Source organism: Streptomyces antarcticus, from assembly GCF_026627255.1.
Classification (GTDB): Bacteria; Actinomycetota; Actinomycetes; order Streptomycetales; family Streptomycetaceae; genus Streptomyces; species Streptomyces antarcticus.
Genome location: NZ_JAPNLM010000037.1, coordinates 39,055 through 56,436, shown reverse-complemented (window position 1 = coordinate 56,436; position 17,382 = coordinate 39,055). Strand labels below are relative to the sequence as shown.

General features: G+C 75.1%; 11 protein-coding genes. 3 read left to right on the top strand and 8 right to left on the bottom strand.

Going from position 1 to position 17,382, the window contains the following annotated elements:
- Positions 1 to 213 precede the first annotated feature (213 nt).
- Both OTB16_RS34885 and OTB16_RS34880 read right to left on the bottom strand, forming a co-directional pair.
- Positions 214 to 1,035 carry an ABC transporter ATP-binding protein gene (locus OTB16_RS34885; RefSeq protein ID WP_420717861.1) on the bottom strand — a complete coding sequence of 274 codons (822 nt, stop codon included), beginning with the start codon at positions 1,033 to 1,035 and terminating at the stop codon, positions 214 to 216.
- A complete protein-coding gene (locus OTB16_RS34880; RefSeq protein WP_420717860.1) occupies positions 1,028 to 1,948 on the bottom strand; it encodes an ABC transporter permease in 921 nt (306 codons plus the stop codon). Before OTB16_RS34880 ends, OTB16_RS34885 begins: the two co-directional genes overlap by 8 nt.
- A 135-nt stretch (positions 1,949 to 2,083) precedes the next feature.
- On the opposite strand from OTB16_RS34880, the gene OTB16_RS34875 reads away from it, so the two are divergent.
- Positions 2,084 to 2,698 (top strand): TetR/AcrR family transcriptional regulator, encoded by a 615-nt coding sequence (locus OTB16_RS34875; protein ID WP_267726368.1) that lies wholly within the window; start codon positions 2,084 to 2,086, stop codon positions 2,696 to 2,698.
- Positions 2,699 to 2,807: 109 nt separating this feature from the next.
- Here the strand turns inward: OTB16_RS34875 and OTB16_RS34870 are convergent, their stop codons facing one another.
- From OTB16_RS34870 to OTB16_RS34850, 5 genes are all read right to left on the bottom strand, one after another.
- On the bottom strand, positions 2,808 to 5,078 hold the full coding sequence (locus OTB16_RS34870; protein ID WP_267726366.1) for a bifunctional glycosyltransferase/CDP-glycerol:glycerophosphate glycerophosphotransferase: 2,271 nt from the start codon (positions 5,076 to 5,078) through the stop codon (positions 2,808 to 2,810).
- Positions 5,079 to 5,226: 148 nt separating this feature from the next.
- Positions 5,227 to 6,267, bottom strand: coding sequence for a carbohydrate ABC transporter permease (locus tag OTB16_RS34865; RefSeq protein WP_267726365.1), 1,041 nt, complete (start codon positions 6,265 to 6,267; stop codon positions 5,227 to 5,229).
- Positions 6,264 to 7,598 carry a carbohydrate ABC transporter permease gene (locus OTB16_RS34860; protein WP_383904798.1) on the bottom strand — a complete coding sequence of 445 codons (1,335 nt, stop codon included), beginning with the start codon at positions 7,596 to 7,598 and terminating at the stop codon, positions 6,264 to 6,266. Before OTB16_RS34860 ends, OTB16_RS34865 begins: the two co-directional genes overlap by 4 nt.
- A 4-nt stretch (positions 7,599 to 7,602) precedes the next feature.
- Positions 7,603 to 8,967, bottom strand: coding sequence for an ABC transporter substrate-binding protein (locus OTB16_RS34855; protein ID WP_267726363.1), 1,365 nt, complete (start codon positions 8,965 to 8,967; stop codon positions 7,603 to 7,605).
- Positions 8,968 to 9,064: 97 nt separating this feature from the next.
- Positions 9,065 to 12,358, bottom strand: coding sequence for an FHA domain-containing protein (locus tag OTB16_RS34850; protein WP_267726361.1), 3,294 nt, complete (start codon positions 12,356 to 12,358; stop codon positions 9,065 to 9,067).
- Between the two features lie 440 nt (positions 12,359 to 12,798).
- Here OTB16_RS34850 and OTB16_RS34845 point away from each other — a divergent pair, with 440 nt between their 5' ends.
- Complete coding sequence (locus tag OTB16_RS34845; RefSeq protein WP_267726359.1) at positions 12,799 to 14,571, top strand: serine/threonine-protein kinase; 1,773 nt, start codon at positions 12,799 to 12,801, stop codon at positions 14,569 to 14,571.
- A 160-nt stretch (positions 14,572 to 14,731) separates the two neighbouring features.
- On the top strand, positions 14,732 to 15,982 hold the full coding sequence (locus tag OTB16_RS34840; RefSeq protein WP_267726357.1) for a serine/threonine-protein kinase: 1,251 nt from the start codon (positions 14,732 to 14,734) through the stop codon (positions 15,980 to 15,982).
- A 78-nt stretch (positions 15,983 to 16,060) separates the two neighbouring features.
- Here OTB16_RS34840 and OTB16_RS34835 read toward each other — a convergent pair whose 3' ends face one another.
- On the bottom strand, positions 16,061 to 17,062 hold the full coding sequence (locus tag OTB16_RS34835; protein WP_267726355.1) for an isopenicillin N synthase family dioxygenase: 1,002 nt from the start codon (positions 17,060 to 17,062) through the stop codon (positions 16,061 to 16,063).
- Between the last annotated feature and the right edge of the window lie 320 nt (positions 17,063 to 17,382).

The window sequence follows — 17,382 nt, the reverse complement described above, 5'->3', positions numbered from 1 at the left end:
CCGACGTCCTGGCCGCCCAACGTCGCGAACGCGCCAAGGTCCGCAGCGAGCGCCAACAGCGCTGGGGCCGACCACGGCCCCAAGCCGCCTGACCGACCCGGCCAACGTTCGTGGACAACGCACTAGCGTTGGCGGGGCTAGGGGTGCGCCTCAAGCGTCGGTGGGGCTAGGGGGGTGCGCCTCTAGTGTTGGCGGGGCTGAGGGGGGTGCGTCTCAGGAGCGGGTGGAGCGTTCGTAGGCGGCGCAGACTTCCGAGGACGGGCCGTCCATGCGCAGGACGCCCGATTCCAGCCAGATCGCGCGGTCGCACGTCTCGCGGACCGTGTTGATGCCGTGGCTGACCAGGAAGACCGTGCCCGCGTGCTCGCGCAGCTCCTCGATGCGGGCCTGGCTGCGGCGCTGGAAGGCCGCGTCGCCGGTGGCCAGGGCCTCGTCGATCATCAGCACGTCGTGGTCCTTCGCGGCGGCGATGGAGAACCGCAGCCGGGCGCCCATGCCCGAGGAGTACGTCCGCATGGGCAGCGAGATGAAGTCGCCCTTCTCGTTGATGCCGGAGAAGTCGACGATGTCCCCGTAGCGCTCCTTGATCTGCTCGCGGCTCATGCCCATGGCGAGGCCGCCGAGGACCACGTTCCGCTCGCCCGTCAGGTCGTTCATCAGTGCGGCGTTCACGCCCAGCAGGGAGGGCTGGCCGTGCGAGAAGATCGTGCCCGCGGCGACCGGCTGGAGGCCGGCGATGGCGGCCAGCAGGGTGGACTTGCCCGAGCCGTTGGAGCCGATGAGGCCGATGGCCTCGCCCTTGTACGCGGTGAAGCTGACGCCTTTGACCGCGTGCACCTCGCGCGCGGCGGGGGCCCGCTTGCGGGAGAAGACCCGGCTCAGGGCGGCCGTGGCGCCGCCCTTGCGGCCGCCGCTGCCCTGGACCCGGTAGACGACGTGCACGTCGTGCGCGATGACCGTGGGCACCCGGGACGCGGGGTCCGCCGGTGCGGGGGTGGGGCGGGGGTGCGTCTTGGTGCTCGAGGTGTCAGCCACGTCCGTACTCCTCCTCTGCCTTCCAGAAGTAGATGAATCCGCCGACGCCGGCGAGCAGCGCCCAGCCGATGGCCACCGGCCACACGTGGTGCGGCAGCGAGTGGGCGGAGAAGCTGTCGATGAGCGCGAAGCGCATCAGGTCGATGTAGACGGCCGCCGGGTTGAGCTTCAGCGCCGTCGACACCCAGTGCGGCAGCTGGTCGGTCCGGAGCATCTGGTCGATGGACCACATGACGCCCGAGGAGTACATCCAGGTGCGCAGGACGAACGGCATCAGCTGGCTGACGTCGGGGTTCTTGCTGCCGATGCGGGCCATGACCATGGCGCAGCCGGCCGCGAACACCGCCATCAGCACGAGGGTCGGGGCGACCAGGAACCAGGAGGGCGCGGGCGTCTGGCCGAAGGCCAGCAGCAGGATGACCAGCGCGCCCATGGTGACGAGCAGCTGCTGGAAGAGCTGGACGACGCTGGAGATCGGCAGGCTGGCGCGCGGGAAGTGCAGGGCGCGGACCAGGCCGCGGTTGCTGTGGACGGCCCGGGTGCCGGCGTTGACGGAGCTGCCGATGAAGTCCCAGACGAACACGCCGGTGATCAGGAACGGCACGTAGTCGGGCACGTCGTGGCTGGCGTGCATGACGACGCCGAAGATGAAGTAGTAGACCGCCGCGTTGAGCAGCGGGGTCACCAGGTGCCAGACCTGGCCGAGCTTCGCGGTGCTGTACTGCGCCTGCATGCGGGCGGTCGCGTACGTGGTGACGAAGTGGCGGCGGCCCCACAGCTGCGCCAGGTACCGGGGGAGCGTGGGGCGGGCGCCGCTGAGGGTCAGGCCGTGCTCGGCCGCGAGCCGGGTGAGTTCCGGCGGGATCGGGCGGGCCGCGGCGGCGGCGGTCGAGGGTGCGGTCGCGGTGGTCACTGGGGTCGCTTTCGCCGGGGTCGGGGCGTCGCGAGCGATGGGACGGAACCGTATCGTCGCTACGGCGACAGTAGAACGTTTAGCGTCGGGACGCAACCGTATCGTCGTGACGAAGGGGGCCGCTATGCTCTCCGCATGACCTCCGACCCCGCCGCCACCCCCGCCCGCCGCCAGCCCGCCGGCGCCGCCGTCCTGCGCGAGGACGTGACCGAGGCGATCCGGGAGGCGGTGGTCGGGGAGCTGGCCGCCGTCGGCTTCGCGCGGATGTCCATCGAGGGCATCGCCCGCCGCGCGGGGGTCGGCAAGACCGCCGTCTACCGGCGGTGGAAGTCGAAGCTGCACCTGGTGCTCGACCTGGTGGCCGCCTTCGCCGTGGACGGCCTGCCGGTGCCGTCGACCGGGTCCCTGTACGGGGACGTACGGGCCCTGCTGGAGGTCATGACGCACGTGCTGCGGCACCCGGTGGCCTCCGCGGTCATCCCCGACCTGCTGGTCGAGGCGGCGCGCAACCCCGAGATCGCGGACGCGGTGCGGGGCGCGCTGCTGGACGGGCAGCGCCGGATGGCCGAGGGGATCGTCTCGGAGGCCGTCGCGCGCGGCGAGCTGCCCGAGGGGACCTGCCCGGACCGGGCGCTGGACCTGGCGATCGGCCCGCTGTACTGGCGGCAGGTGGTGGTCCGCGACGTAGTCCCGGAGGACTACCTGGACGACCTGGCCCGCTCGGTGGTGGCCGGCCTGCGGGCCGCCTGACCCCGGCCGGCCCGGCCGGGGGCGCCGGGTGCCGTGGCGAGCGGGCCCGTGGCGAGCGGGCCCGTGGCGAGCGGGCCCCGGCGCGCGTCGGCGTACGGGTCCCCGCGCGTCAGAAGGTCAGGCGGCCCGCCGTCAGGTGGGCCAGCGTCGGCTCCGGGACCGCCGACGGCGCGGCCGGGGCCGGGCGGCGCTCCTCCAGCGGGACGACCGCCGGGAGCGGGACGGCCTGCCCGAGGAAGACCCGGCGCACCACCCGCTCCGCCGCGTGGCCGTCGTCGTACGAGCAGAACCGCGAGCGGAACGCCGCCCGCAGCTGCGCGGAGCGCGAGCCCTGCCAGTGCCCGGTGGCGAAGATGTCCACCAGCTCGTCCTCGGTCCGGGCGATCGCCCCGGGCGGACAGGCCCGCAGGTCGAAGTAGGTGCCCCGGGCCGCCTCGTACGCCTCCCAGTCGTCCGCGTGGATCACGATCGGCCGGTCCAGCGCCGCGTAGTCGAACATCAGGGACGAGTAGTCCGTCACCAACGCGTCCGACGCCAGGCAGAGTTCCTCCACCGACGGGTACGCGGAGACGTCGATCAGCCGCGGGTGCGCCTGCGGCGGCCGCCCCGAGCCCGCGTACGTCAGGTGCGTGCGGGTCAGCAGCGTGAAGCGCGGGCCGAGGTCCCGCAGGACCCGTTCGAAGTCCAGGTGGTCGGGCTGGCTGCGCCGGTAGTCGCGGTGCGTGGGCGCGTACAGGATCGCCGTGGAGCCCGGCGGGATGCCCAGGCGCTCGCGCAGCTCCAGCACGTCCGCCTGGCCGGCCCGGTGGAAGACGTCGTTGCGCGGATAGCCGTACTCCAGCGTCGTGTACGAGGACGGCACCGCCTTCTCCCACACCAGCGTCGAGTGCCGGTTCGCGGACAGCAGGTAGTCCCACTGGTCGGCGCTGCGCAGCAGGCCCGCGAAGTCCGTGGTCGGGGTGGCCGCCGGCCGGTCCTGGAGGTCGAGGCCGACCCGCTTGAGGGGGGTGCCGTGCTGGGTCTGCACCAGGATCTGGCCCGGCCGCTTGACCAGGGCGCGGTCGAAGTTGACGTTCGTGACCAGGTACGTGGCCCGGGCCAGGGCGCTCCAGTACGCCGCCGAGCCCGGCCGCAGCGCCACCGTCTCGCGGGGGAGCGTCGAGGCGTGCGCCGGGTCGCAGATCCACGCCGTCCGCATCCGGGGCGCCAGCTCCCGCAGCTTCGCCTCGACCGCCGCCGGGTTGCAGGCGTAACCGCCGTGCCAGTACGCGGAGAACACCGCCAGTTCCGGCCGGAGCGGCAGCAGCCGCTGCACCCGGTAGTGCAGCCGCAGCCAGGACTCCCGCAGCCCCCGTTCCAGGGCGGACGCCCCGCGCCCGGCCGCCAGCCCCGCCGAGCGGAGCACCGACAGCAGCCGGTACGCGCGCCGGGCCCCCAGCCGCATCAGGGTGTGCCGGACCCGGTCGGTCCGCGACGGGGACAGCGGCAGAGCGCCCCCGCCGCCGGGGGTCCGGTAGCGGCGCAGCAGGGCGGAGGCCCGGGCGAAGAACTCGGCGCGGCTCGTGCGCGGGAGGCGGCGCGGGTCGGCGTACAGGGCGCAGAAGTGCTCGGCCATCCGCCGGTGCACGGTGGGGCGCCAGCGCTCCAGCTCGGGGCGGCCGGCGAGGTAGCCGAAGACCCGGTCGTACTGGTCGAAGACGTCGAGGTGGCGGCGGCTGGTGGTGGTCAGGATCGATCCGGTCCGCCGCTGGCGGTAGTGGACGCAGACCCGGTCCAGGACGGCGACGGACTCGGCGGCCAGCAGCGCCGGGTAGGTCCAGGGGGTGTCCTCGTAGAAGCCGGGCGGGAAGGAGAGGCCCTCGCGCTCCACGTACTCGCGGCGGTACGCCTTGTTCCACACCACCATCAGCATGCCGAGGAGGGCCGGGCGGTCGGCGAGCCGGAAACTGGCCGGGCCCTCCTCCGAGAGCCGTTCCGGCAGCCGGTCGCGGATCAGCTCGCCCGTCCAGAAGGTGCGCGCGTAGTCGTAGACGAGGACGTCGGGGGAGCCGGTGGCCTTCAGCCGGTCGGTGATGGCCTGGAGGGCGCCGGGGGCGAGGGTGTCGTCGCCGTCGAGGAAGAGCAGGTAGTCGCCGGTGGCCCGGGCCAGACCCGCGTTGCGGGCCGGGCCCAGCCCCAGGTTGTGCGCCAGGTGCACGGCGGTGACCCGGGGGTCGCGGGCCGCGTACTCGTCGATGATCGAGCCGCAGGCGTCCGGGGAGGCGTCGTCGACCGCGATCAGTTCCAGATCCGGGTACGACTGCGTCAGGACCGAGTCCAGACTCTCCTGGAGGTACGCCTGGACCTTGTACGCGGGCACGATGACGCTGAACCGGGGCACGGCACATCCAGGGGTCGGCGGGCGGGCATATGGCCCAGGAACCCCCGGCGTGGCGATCGGGTTACGCGGCGTGCGGCATTCGGGTTACGGAGCGTCAACTCCGCACGTCGACACCGTGATCCAGAGGGTGCCGCACCGCGCGGCGACGTCACTTGACGGCGCCGGCCATCACCCCCGTGACGAACTGCCGCTGGAAGGCGAAGAAGACGACGAGCGGGACCGCCATCGACAGGAACGCGCCCGGCGCCAGCACGTCGATGTTGTTCCCGAACTGCCGCACCTGCTGCTGGAGCGCGACCGTGACCGGCGGGTTCGCCGAGTCGGCGAAGACGAGCGCGACCAGCATGTCGTTCCACACCCACAGGAACTGGAAGATGCCGAGCGAGGCGAGCGCCGGACCGCCCAGCGGCAGCACCACCCGCGCGAACAGCCGCAGTTCGCCCGCCCCGTCGAGCCGGGCCGCCTCCAGCAGCTCGCGCGGGATCTCCGCGAAGAAGTTCCGCAGCAGGAACACGGCGAACGGCAGCCCGAAAGCCGTGTGGAACAGCACCACCCCCGCCGTGGTCTCGAACAGGCCGATGGTGCCGAAGAGTTCGGATACCGGGATCAGCGCCACCTGGACGGGGACCACGAGCAGCCCCACGACGACGAGGAACAGCCAGTCCCGGCCGGGGAACTCCAGCCAGGCGAAGGCGTACCCGGCGAACGCGCCCAGGACGAGCACGAGCAGGGTCGCCGGAAGCGCGATCGCCAGGGTGTTCAGCAGGGACCCGGTGATCGTGTCGTTGGCCAGCAGCCGCGCGTAGTTGTCGGCCGTGAGCCGGGAGGGCGCGGTCAGCGCCCCCCACCAGCCGCCCTTGTCGAGGTCGGACGGGGCGAGGAAGGAGGAGACGAGCAGGCCGAGGGTGGGCAGCAGCCAGAACAGCGCGGCCGCGACCAGGAACACGCGCAGCGCCCCGCCCGCCGCCCGGGCCGCCAGACCGCGCCCGGCCCGCTCGACGGCGCCGGGCGCGGAGCCGGGCCGCGGCTCGGCCCCGGGTCCCCGCTTGGACCCGGCTGCCGGCTTGGCCCCGGCCTCGGACCCGGGATCGGTCCCCGGCTCGGACCCGGCCGTCACGGCTCCGGCTCCGGCTCCGGCCTCGGCTCCGGCCCCGGCCGTCCGGTCCGGCGTCCGCTCGAATCCGCTCATCGGGACCTTTCCTTCCGCAGCCTGCGGATGTTCACCAGCATGACCGGGAGCACCAGGATGAGCAGCAGCACCGCGATGGCGCTGCCCAGCCCCGGATCGGCGTCCGTGCCGAAGGAGGTGCGGTACAGCTGGAGCGCCAGGACGTTCGCGTCGTCCTGCACCGCACCGGGAGCGATCACGAAGACCAGGTCGAACACCTTCATGACGTTGATGACGAGCGTGACGAGGACGACCACCAGGACGGGCGCGAGCATCGGCACGGTGATCCTGCGGAACACCTGCCACTCGTTCGCCCCGTCCACCCGGGCCGCCTCCATCAGCTCCCGCGGCACGGCGGCCAGCCCCGCCCCGATCAGCACCATCGCGAAGCCGGCCCACATCCACACGTACGCCCCGATGACCGCCGCGGTCACCAGCGCCGGGCCCAGCCACTGCACGCCCGCGTACGCCTCCCGGAAGTTCGAGGCGGGCAGCCGCAGCTGCGCCCCGTCGGCCTTCGCGGACAGGACGAAGACGCCGTCGCCGCGCGCGGTGGCGCTCTCCACGACCTTGCCGTCCTTCACCGCCTCGACGCGCATTCCGGCGAAGCCGGTCTCGGTGGGGTCGACCGTGTTCACCGTGCCGCCCCCGCCCCGGGTGAAGTCCTGCCAGACGGTGCCGGTGACCTTCTCCGGGTCGGCGCCGGCCGCCTTGGCGGCCGCGGTCCCCGCGGGCAGCGCCTCCGGGGCCACGCCGACCAGCGGGAGCAGCACCGGGACGCCCGCCCGTACGGGGTCGCGGGTGGCGAACGCGCCGCCGCCCGCGTCCACCAGCGGGGAGTCCCGGCCCGGGCGGGCCTTGGGGAACGCCGAGGACTCCGCGAAGGTGTCGTGGACCCCGACCCAGACCGCGTTGGCGACGCCCCGGTCGGGGTCGTGGTCGTAGACCAGCCGGAAGATGATGCCCGCCGCCAGCATCGAGATCGCCATCGGCATGAAGACCAGCAGCTTGAACGCCGTTCCCCAGCGCACCCGTTCGGTGAGCACCGCGAAGATCAGGCCCAGCGCTGTCGCCGTAGCCGGCGCCAGCACCACCCACACCGCCGTGTTCTTCAGCGCGGTGCGGATGGTCGGGTCGCTCAGTATCTCCCGGTAGTTGTCGCCGCCGACGAAGCCCGAGCCGGAGCGGTCGAAGAAACTGCGGTAGAGGGAGTAGCCGATCGGGTGCACGACGAGCGCGCCGAGGAGCACGAGGGCGGGGAGGAGGAACGCCGCCGCGGTCAGCCGCCGGCGGCGCGCCTCGGCGGACCTGCCGGCCGCGGCCGGCGCGACCGGCTTGGCCTGGGACGTCACGGGATCAGTTCCCGTACGCCTTGGCCGCGTCCGCCTCCAGTTTCGCCTGGGCCCCCGCCACGTCCGACGGGTTCGCCAGGAAGTCCTGGAGCGCCTTCCACTCGCCCGCGCCCGGGGTGCCGCCGAAGGCCGCCGGAGCCTGGTCCGACATGTCGAAGCGGAAGTCGTCGCCCGCCGCGATCAGCGCCTTGGCGATGCCCCGCTGGATGTCGTTCGGATAGGCGGCCGGATCCACCGCCTTGTTCGGGGAGACGAACCCGCCCAGGCGGGCCTGGATCTCCGCCGCGTCCGGTGACGCCAGGAACGTCAGCAGGGCCTGCGCGCCCTTCGACGGCTTCAGCGCGACCGCCACGTCACCGCCCGAGACCACCGGCGACTTCGCGCCGACCGCCGGGAAGGGGAAGACGAGGGCGTCCGTGCCGACCTTCGCCTCGGTCTGCGCGATGTTCACCGCCACGAAGTCGCCCTCGAAGACCATCGCGGCCGCCGGCCGGTCGCCGCCGGTGAACGTCTGCGTCACCGACTTCGGGAACTCGGTGGCCAGCGCCCCGCTCGCCCCGCCCGCCAGGAAGTCCTTGCGCCCGAACAGCTCGCCCAGCGTGGTCAGCGCCTGCTTCACGCTGTCGTCCGTCCACTTGATCTGGTGCTTGGCCAGCTGGTCGTACTTCTCCGGACCCGCCTGGGAGAGGTAGACGTTCTCGAACCAGTCGGTCAGCGTCCAGCCGTCCGCGCCCGCCACCGAGACCGCCGGAGTGCCCGACGCGGAGAGCGTGTCCGCCGCCGTCAGCAACTCCTTCCAAGTGGTGGGCGGTTTGACGCCCGCCGCCTCGAAGGCCTTCGCGTTGTACCAGATCAGCGACTTGTTCGCGGCCTTGTAGTACACCCCGTACTGGGTGCCCTCGACCGCGCCGAGCGTCTTCCAGCCCGCCGAGTAGTTGGCGTCGAGCTGCGCCTTCGCTTCCGGACCCACCGGCTGCGCCCACTTGTTCTGCACCGCCGACACCAGTGCCCCGACCTGCGGGAGCAGCGCCACGTCCGGCGGGGCGCCGCCCGCGATCTTCGAGCCGAGGAACGTGACGATCGGGTCCTGCGCGGGGACGAAGGTGACGGTCGCCCCGGTCCGCTTCTCGAACTCCTTCAGGACCTTGGTGAAGTTCTCCTGCTCCGCGCCCGTCCAGACCGCCGCGACCTCGAGCTTCTCGCCGGTCAGCTTCGGCAGTTCCACCGTCGGCCCCGGCGCGGTCGTACCGCCCCGGGCGGGTTCGTCCTCCTTGTCCGCGCCGCCTCCGCAGGCGGTCAGCGCGAGCACGCCCGCGGTCGCCGCGGCCGCCCAGCTGAATGTCGTACGACGCGATCCCGGCCTGCGCATGGCTCTGCCCCCGTTGCCCGTGGTGTGTCCCGGACCACAAGGTCTACGCCGACCTGCCCGCCCCCGCAATACCGCGTCACGGTGGCGCCGCAGGGGTTCAGGGGGCGGGAGGGAACAGCACCGGCGTCGCCGAGACCAGGTGGGAGGCCCGGTCCAGGGCGCTGGCCAGCAGCGCGAGGTCGGTCGGCCCGTTGCCCAGCTCGCGGACCGGGCGGCGGGCCGGCGGGTCGCCCATCCGCTCCCACTCCACCGGGACCACAGTCGGCCTCAGGGTCGCGGTGCGCGGGATCCGCCCGGTGACCCGGCCGGCCTGGAACGGGACCGTGCGCCCGTCCGCGTACCGCAGCACACCGCGGCCGGGACCCGGCTGGTCCGGGGCGTCGAGCTCCACGCGCAGGGTGGTCAGCCGGGCCAGCCCGGTCTCGGCCGTCCGGTCGGGGCGGGCGGTCGTGGCCACCAGGTGCACCCCGAGGCGGGCGCCCTCGCGGGCCACCGCCTCCAGCGCCCGCACCACCGAACCGGCGGCGGGCCGGCCCGTACTGCCCAGCCCCGGCGCGACCAGCGCGTCGAAGTCGTCGACGAGCACCACCAGCCGGGGCAGCGGGCTCGGCCCCGCCGGATCGGTCCGCAGGGCCGAGGCGCGCAGCCGCAGGGTCCCGGTGCGCTGGGGTTCGATGTCGCCGCGCTGCTCGCCCGGGGTGGGCTGGCGGGGCGAGACCATCCGGTCGGCGAGCTCGCGCCGGGCGTGCCACTCCGCGAACGGCACCCCGTCCAGCAGCTCGTGGCGCCGCTTCAGCTCGGCGCCCAGGGCCTGCGCGAACTCCCGCATGCGCAGCGGGTCGGAGGCCACCAGGTGCGCGGAGACGTGCGGGAGTTCCGTACAGGGAAGCAGCCCGTCGCCGCGCTCCCCGCCGGCCCCGTCCAGCAGGACCAGCCCCAGCCGGTCGGGCCGGGCGGCCGCCGACAGGGAGGCGGCCACCGAGCGCAGCAGCTCGGTCCGGCCGCTTCCGGCGGGCCCCTCGATCAGCAGGTGCGGGCCGTCGTGGACGAGTTCGGCGCCGACGGCACCGCGCCGCCCGCTGCCCAGCACGATCTCGGCGAGCCCGCCGGTGCCCTGCCCCTGGTCGGTGGCCTCGGCCCAGCGGGCCATAAGGGAGGCCGGGGTGGCCCGTGCCAGCCCCAGCTCGTCCAGGAGCCGCGCGGTGGCGGGCAGGGCGGCCGCCGCCGGGCGGTAGGGCTCGGCCGGGCCGCCGTCGGCGCGCAGCGGCGCCAGGGCGCGGGCGAACCGCTCGGCCCAGGCGGCGGAGACGGCGTCGGCGGTGGCGGTGTCGCCGGAGGGGACCGGCCGGCCGCCGGTGACGGCGAAGGTCCGTATGGCCGTGGCCACGTCCCCGCTGAGCAGGGCGACCGCGCCGCAGTCCCGGAAGGCCGGGGTGCCCGCGCAGGCCGCCTCGTACGTGTCGGCGACGGGCGAGGCGGGGGTGGCGGCCGGGGCGTCGGCGAGGGCGATGACGTGGATGCCGCCGGCCGGGCCGTGCGAGGCGAGCCGCCCGGTGACGTCGCGCAGCGGGCCCGCCCCGGGATCGCCGTCGAGGACGAGCAGGGTGTACGGGCCGCGGTGGACGCGGGCGGCCTGCCGGACCCCCTCGGGGTCGGCGGCGGCCCAGTGCGTGCCGAGGGGGCCGTCGTCCAGGCGCCGGGTGAGCTCCCCGGTGCGGGCGGCGGCCTGGTCGCGGTCGTAGGCCAGGAGCAGCCGGCAGTCCTGGCCGTGCGCGGGGCGTACGTGCGGCAGCCAGCCGAGCCAGCCCCAGTCGCGGCGGCGCTCGGCGAGCGGGCGGGCCCGGTCGGTGCAGACGAGCACGATCTCCAGCTGACCCGGCGCGTGCAGGGCGGCCAGCTGCGCCACGACGCTGCGGGCCACCCCGGCGAGGCGGGCGCGCGGCCCGGCCAGACCGAGCGATCCGACGGCGCGCAGGTCGACCCGGCTGCCCGCGCCGAGCCCGAGGTCCAGCACCCCGGGGTGCCCGGGCCCGCGCGACCACAGCCGCTCGGTGGGGCCGAGGGCGGCCAGCAGCAGCGCGGCCGGGTCGTCCGGGTCGGGGGCGGCGGAGGCGGCGGGCACGGCCTCCGGCTCGGCCGGAAGTTCGTACGCCTCGTCCCCCCGGACCCACTTGCGGGCCCAGGCGCTGAGGCCCCGGCGGCGGCCCGCGGGGGCCTCGGCGGGGTCGGGCGCGGACGGTGACCCGTACGCGGGGCCGGGCGCGGACGGGGACCCGTACGCGGGGCCGGGCGCGGGCGCGTGCGCGCGGCCCGGGGCGGTGGCGGGGGTGCCCGGCGCGCCCGCCGGGCTGCCGGGGGCCGTGCCGGGCCCGCCGGACGTGCCGGGCCCGCCGGGTGCCGTGCGGGCGGGCGGGACCGCGGGCGTGCCCGGGCCGGCCGCGCCGGAACCCCGGCCGCCGGGGGCGTACCCGGCGCCGTCGGTGCCGGAGCCGCCGTACCCGGGGCCGCCGGGCCGGGAGGTCCCGGACGCGGGGGTGTCGTCGCCCCGGCCGTCGCCCGAGCCGTACCCCGAGCCGGAGTCCGGGCCGTTGCCCGCGCCGTCGCCCGAGGCGTAGCCCGCGGCGAAACCCGAGCCGTCACCCGAGCTGTCGCCCGCGGCGTAGCCCGAGCCGGAGTCCGGGCCGGAGTCCGGGCCGGTCCCGTCGGGCCCCGGGGCCGTGGCGGGCGCCTGCTTCGGCGTGGTGCGGCCCGGCACCGCGAGGTGGCCCTCCAGGTCGGGGGCGACCGCCAGCGGAGCCGCGCTCCCGGCCGCGAGGCGCAGGGTGGACTCGCCGATCCGCAGCAGCGCCCCGGGAGGCAGGGCCACCGGCCGGGGGCCCACCGGGGAGCCGTCGAGGGTGGTGCCGTTCGTCGAGTTCAGGTCGGCCACCGAGACCCGGCCGTCCACCGTCACCGTGACCGCGCAGTGCATCCGGGACACGTCCGGGTCGTCCAGCGGGACATCGGCGTCGGCGGAGCGCCCGACCCGGATCTGGCCGCTGTGCAGCAGGTGCACCCCGCCCGCGTCGGGCCCGGCCACCACGTGCAGCTGGGGCGCGCCGAGGCCGTCCTCCGGCAGTACGTCCGGGACGGGCGCGTGCAGCGCCAGCACCGCACCGTCGACCAGCGGGGGCTCGCCGAGCACCCGGCGCTGGAGGTCGAGCCGCTCGGCGCCGGCGTAGAGCACGATGGTGCCGCCGGTGTCGGGCCCGCCGACGGTCGCCGCGAGCCCGGAGGCGACGGCGGCCAGGGCCGTGCCCGCGGGCGCGGTGACGAGTACGTCACAGCTCGCGGGGGCGGTCGATGTCTGGTGGCCGCTGCGCGACCCAAGGACGGTCAGCCGGATCTGCATCGCAGTGAGCGGTCCCTTCTGCGCGGTGCGTGCGCCCGGCAGGGGAATCGCGGGACACGGCTGCCCGGTCACCCCCCACCCGGCACGGACGCGTCGTCCGGTCAGGTCTGCCGGAAGGCGGGGCTCCCGTCCCGTGCCGTCCGTACGGGTGCATCCTCGCACCTGTCGCCGACAACACGCCCGGCACCCGGCAACAAGTGATCTTGATTGTTGCCGGTGCGGTCCGGCCTGCGTCGGGATCCGGACAGCGGGCCGGGGAAAGCGGGGAAAATCGCCCCCGGCATACCCGGCGAACATCACCCTCCGTACATACGTACGGCAACCAACCTCCGTCGCCCGGCGTCTTCCCCGGGGACACCCCCTAGAGTGGGCCGGAAAACCCATCGATGGACGGCGGCGCGAAAAACGCGCCGGCACGACGACAGCAGGGAGCGCGAGACGTGCGGCCAGTCGGCAGCAAGTACCTGCTCGAAGAGCCGCTCGGGCGCGGCGCCACGGGCACCGTCTGGCGTGCCCGCCAGCGGGAGGCCGCGGGTGCGGATGCGGCGGTCGCCGGCCATCCCGGCGAGACCGTGGCCATCAAGGTCCTCAAAGAGGAACTGGCCCACGACCCCGACATCGTCATGCGCTTCCTGCGCGAGCGTTCCGTCCTGCTGCGCCTGACGCACCCCAACATCGTGCGCACGCGCGACCTCGTCGTCGAGGGCGACCTGCTCGCGCTGGTCATGGACCTCATCGACGGACCCGACCTGCACAAGTACCTCCGCCAGAACGGGCCCTTCACCCCCGTCGCCGCGAGCCTGCTGACCGCCCAGATCGCGGACGCGCTCGCCGCCAGCCACGCCGACGGGGTGGTCCACCGCGACCTCAAGCCCGCCAACGTGCTGCTCGACGAGCGCGGCGGGCAGATGAAGCCGATGCTGACCGACTTCGGCATCGCCCGCCTCGCGGACTCCCCGGGCCTGACCCGTACGCACGAGTTCGTCGGCACCCCGGCCTACGTCGCCCCCGAGTCCGCCGAGGGCCGCCCGCAGACCTCCGCCGTCGACATCTACGGCGCGGGCATCCTGCTGTACGAGCTGGTCACCGGACGCCCGCCGTTCGCCGGCGGCACCGCGCTCGAAGTGCTCCACCGCCACCTCAGCGAGGAGCCGCAGCGCCCCTCGACCCTGCCCGAGCCGCTCTGGACCGTCATCCAGCGCTGCCTGAGCAAGGAGCCGGACGAGCGCCCCAGCGCCGAGAGCCTGGCCCGCGGCCTGCGGGTCGTCGCCGCCGGCATCGGCGTGCACTCCGCGCCCTCCGAGGTGGAGGCCGCGCTCGGCGTCGGCGCGCTGCTCGCCCCCGACCCCTCGCCCGCGCCGGTCCCCGCGACCCCGGGCGCCGGCGACGCCACGCAGGTCCTGCCCGGTTCCGCGGGCTCGCCCATGGGCGGCTACGACCCGAACGGCATGACCAGCGTCCTGCCCCCGATCGGCGCGGCCGACGCGACCTCCGTGCTGCCGAGCACCGGGCCGGCGGGCGGCGCCGACCCGACGTCGGTGATGCCTCCCGTACAGCGGCCGGACCAGCCGCACCCATGGGAGTCGCAGATGCGCGCCGTCCGCGACCGCAACGAGCAGACGCAGATGCAGTACCTCGACCCGGGCGAGGACCCCATGCGCCGGCGCCCGCAGCGGCAGCCGCCCCCGCCGCAGCAGCGCCCCCAGCAGCGGCCGCCGCAGGGCGCGCCGCAGCAGCAGCCGTACCGCCAGGGCCCGCCGCCGCAGTACCAGCAGCCGCAGCAGCCCCAGTACCAACCGCAGCAGCAGTACGCGCCCCCGCCGCCGCAGCACTACCAGCCGCAGCACTACCAGCCGCAGCAGTACCAGCAGCCGCAGCAGCCCCAGTACCGGCAGCCGCAGCCGCAGCAGCCCCCGCAGAGCCCGCCGCCGCAGCAGCGGCCGCCGCGGGAACCCCGCGAACCGCGGGAGCCCCGCCGCCGCAGCGCCAACCCGGTGCGGATCCCCGGCCTCGGCTGCCTCAAGGGCTGCCTGGTCATGGTTCTGCTGTTCTTCGTCGCGGGCTGGCTGGTCTGGGAGCTGACCCCGCTCCAGGAGTGGGTCGGCACCGGCCGCGGCTGGTGGGACCAGCTGTGGACCTGGGGCACCGAGGCCGCCGACTTCATCGGCTCCATCGGCGACTCCACGGGCTCCGGGAGCTCCGGTACGCCCTGAACCGGGCCGTCGTAGTGCCGAGTTCGTGGATTTGTCGACTTCTGGGGCGTGATTTCGTCCCCAGAAGTGAAGGTCGCCGCGAATCGGGCCCCCTACTGGCTTCCAACCCCCACCCGGCCGCGTAGCTTTGGTGCGTACGCCAGCCGCTGAGGGAGCAGTCGTGGCACGGAAGATCGGCAGCCGGTACACCGCGCACCAGATCCTGGGGCGCGGCAGCGCGGGCACGGTGTGGCTGGGCGAGGGGCCGGAAGGCCCCGTCGCCGTCAAACTGCTGCGCGAGGACCTCGCGTCCGACCAGGAGCTGGTCGGACGGTTCGTCCAGGAGCGCAGCGCGCTGCTCGGCCTGGAGCACCCGCACGTCGTCTCCGTCCGCGACCTCGTCGTCGACGGCAACGACCTCGCCCTCGTCATGGACCTCGTCCGCGGCACCGACCTGCGCACGCGCCTCGACCGCGAGCGGCGGCTCGCCCCCGAGGCGGCCGTGGCGATCGTCGCCGACGTCGCCGACGCGCTGGCCGCGGCCCACGCGGCCGGGGTCGTGCACCGGGACGTCAAGCCCGAGAACGTGCTGCTCGACATGCAGGGCCCGCTCGGCCCCGGCGGATCCCACCCGGCGCTGCTGACCGACTTCGGCGTCGCCAAGCTGATCGACTCCCCGCGGCGGGCCACCACGGGCCGGGCCTCGGCCCCGACCACCCGCATCACCGGCACCCCGGACTACCTGGCCCCCGAGATCGTGGAGGGCCTGCCCCCGCGGGCCGCGGTCGACATCTACGCCCTGGCCACCGTCCTGTACGAGCTGCTGGCCGGGTTCACCCCGTTCGGCGGCGGCCACCCCGGCGCCGTGCTGCGCCGGCACGTGACCGAGACGGTCGTCCCGCTGCCCGGGATCCCCGACGAGCTGTGGCAGCTCGTCGTGCAGTGCCTGGCCAAGGCCCCGGCGTCACGGCTGCGGGCGTCGGAGCTGTCGGCCCGCCTGCGGGACCTGCTGCCGATGCTGGTCGGGATGCCGCCGCTGGACGTGGACGAACCCGACGACGCCGGTCCGGGCGAACCGGATCCCGAGGAGCCGCCCGCCGGCCCGGTGCGGCGCCGCGCCGTGGTCCCGCTGGTGCCGGGCTCCGCGACCGACTCCAACCGGGACACGCACACCTCGATGCGGGTGCCGGGTCCGGACGAGCTGGCGGGCGGCGCGCTCGGCACCGCCCGCGTCCCGAGACCGGCCGGCGGCCACCGCCCGGGCGCCGCCCGGCACCGTGCCGAGGCCGCGCGCAAGCGGCGGCTGGTGCTGTCCGCGTCGGCCCTGGCGCTGACCGCCGTGGTGGGGGTCGGCACGTGGCTCGCGCTCTCCGGCGGCGAGGAGACCCCGCCCCCGCAGGACACCAAGAACTCGGGCACCCGCTCGCCGTAGCCGCCCGGGACCGCCTGCGGCCCGCGGCGGCCCCCGGCGGCCTGCGACAGCCCCGGCGGCCCCCGGCGGCCCCTCCGGTTACGCCGCCACCAGCTCCGGGTGCCAGCGGCGGGCCACCGCCGGGTGGGCCCGTACCCAGCCCTTCAGCTCGTTGCGGCCGTACTCCGCGTGCAGCGGGTTCCCCGCGTCGTGCGCCACCCCGGGCGCCGCCCGCAGGTAGTCGCCCGGGACCGTCTCCACCACCGCGTCCAGCCGCGGGTTGTAGAAGAACGGCACCGAGTACCGCTCCACCGACCCCGGCGGGCTGATCACCCGGTGGTCGGTCGCCGTCAGGTAGCCCTCGGTCGCGATCTCCAGCAGCTCGCCCAGGTTGACGACGAACGCCCCCGGCAGCGGCGGCACGTCCAGGTAGCCGCCGTCGCGGACCACCTGGAGACCGCCGACCGAGTCTTGGAGCAGCAGGGTGAGGAACCCGTAGTCCTTGTGGGCGCCCACGCCCTGGTCGGTGCCGGACGGAGCCGAGCCGGGGTAGCGGATCAGCTTGGTGTGCAGGTGCGGCCGGTCCGCGAAGGCCGCGTCGAAGAAGCCGGCCGGGGCGCCGATCGAGGCCAGCAGCTCCCGGAGCAGCCGGTGGGCCACCGCGGCCAGCCGCGCCTGCCACTCCAGTACCGCGCCGCGCAGCTCGGGCAGGGCCGCGGGCCACTGGTTGGGCCCCTCCAGCCACAGGTACGCCGGATCGTCCGGACCCAGCACCGGCGCGGGCCGCTCGGCGCCCACGTCCAGCTGGTCGCGCCAGTCCGAGGCCCCGCCGGTCAGCTCGGCGCCGATGCGGGTGTAGCCGCGGAAGTGCGGGGAGCGCAGGTTGCTCACGGCGAGCCGGTCGGCCTCCGGGAGGGCGAAGAAGGCCCTGGTCAGCTGCAGGATCCGGGCGGTCTCGGCGTCGGTGACGCCGTGCCCGGTCAGGTGCAGGAAACCGGTGTCCCGGGCGGCCGCGTGCAGCTCGTTGAGGAAGGCGGCCCGCAGGGCCGGGTCGTCGGCCCGGGAGAGGTCCAGGACGGGGAGGGTGTGCGCGGACGGCATGACGGCTCCGTTTCGGATGTCACGGGGTCCTGTTCCCAGAGGTGGCGGGGCCGCGGGTGGAGGGGGCCGCCGGCAGGGGTGGCGCCGGGACCGTGGGCCGCGTGCAGGACCCAAGTCGGATCGGGGTGGATCAGGCTCGGTGAGGGTCCGGCGGCTGACAGCCCGTCGTCGTGACGCGCATGTGGTCCACATGACGCCGCTGGACGAGGCGCGTGACGACGAGAACGGTCATAACGTGAGCGTACGCCCGTACGCCCCGCCACCAGTACGGGTGATTCGGCCTGCCCGGACGGCGGCCTCCGGGGACCGGCTACGCTGGA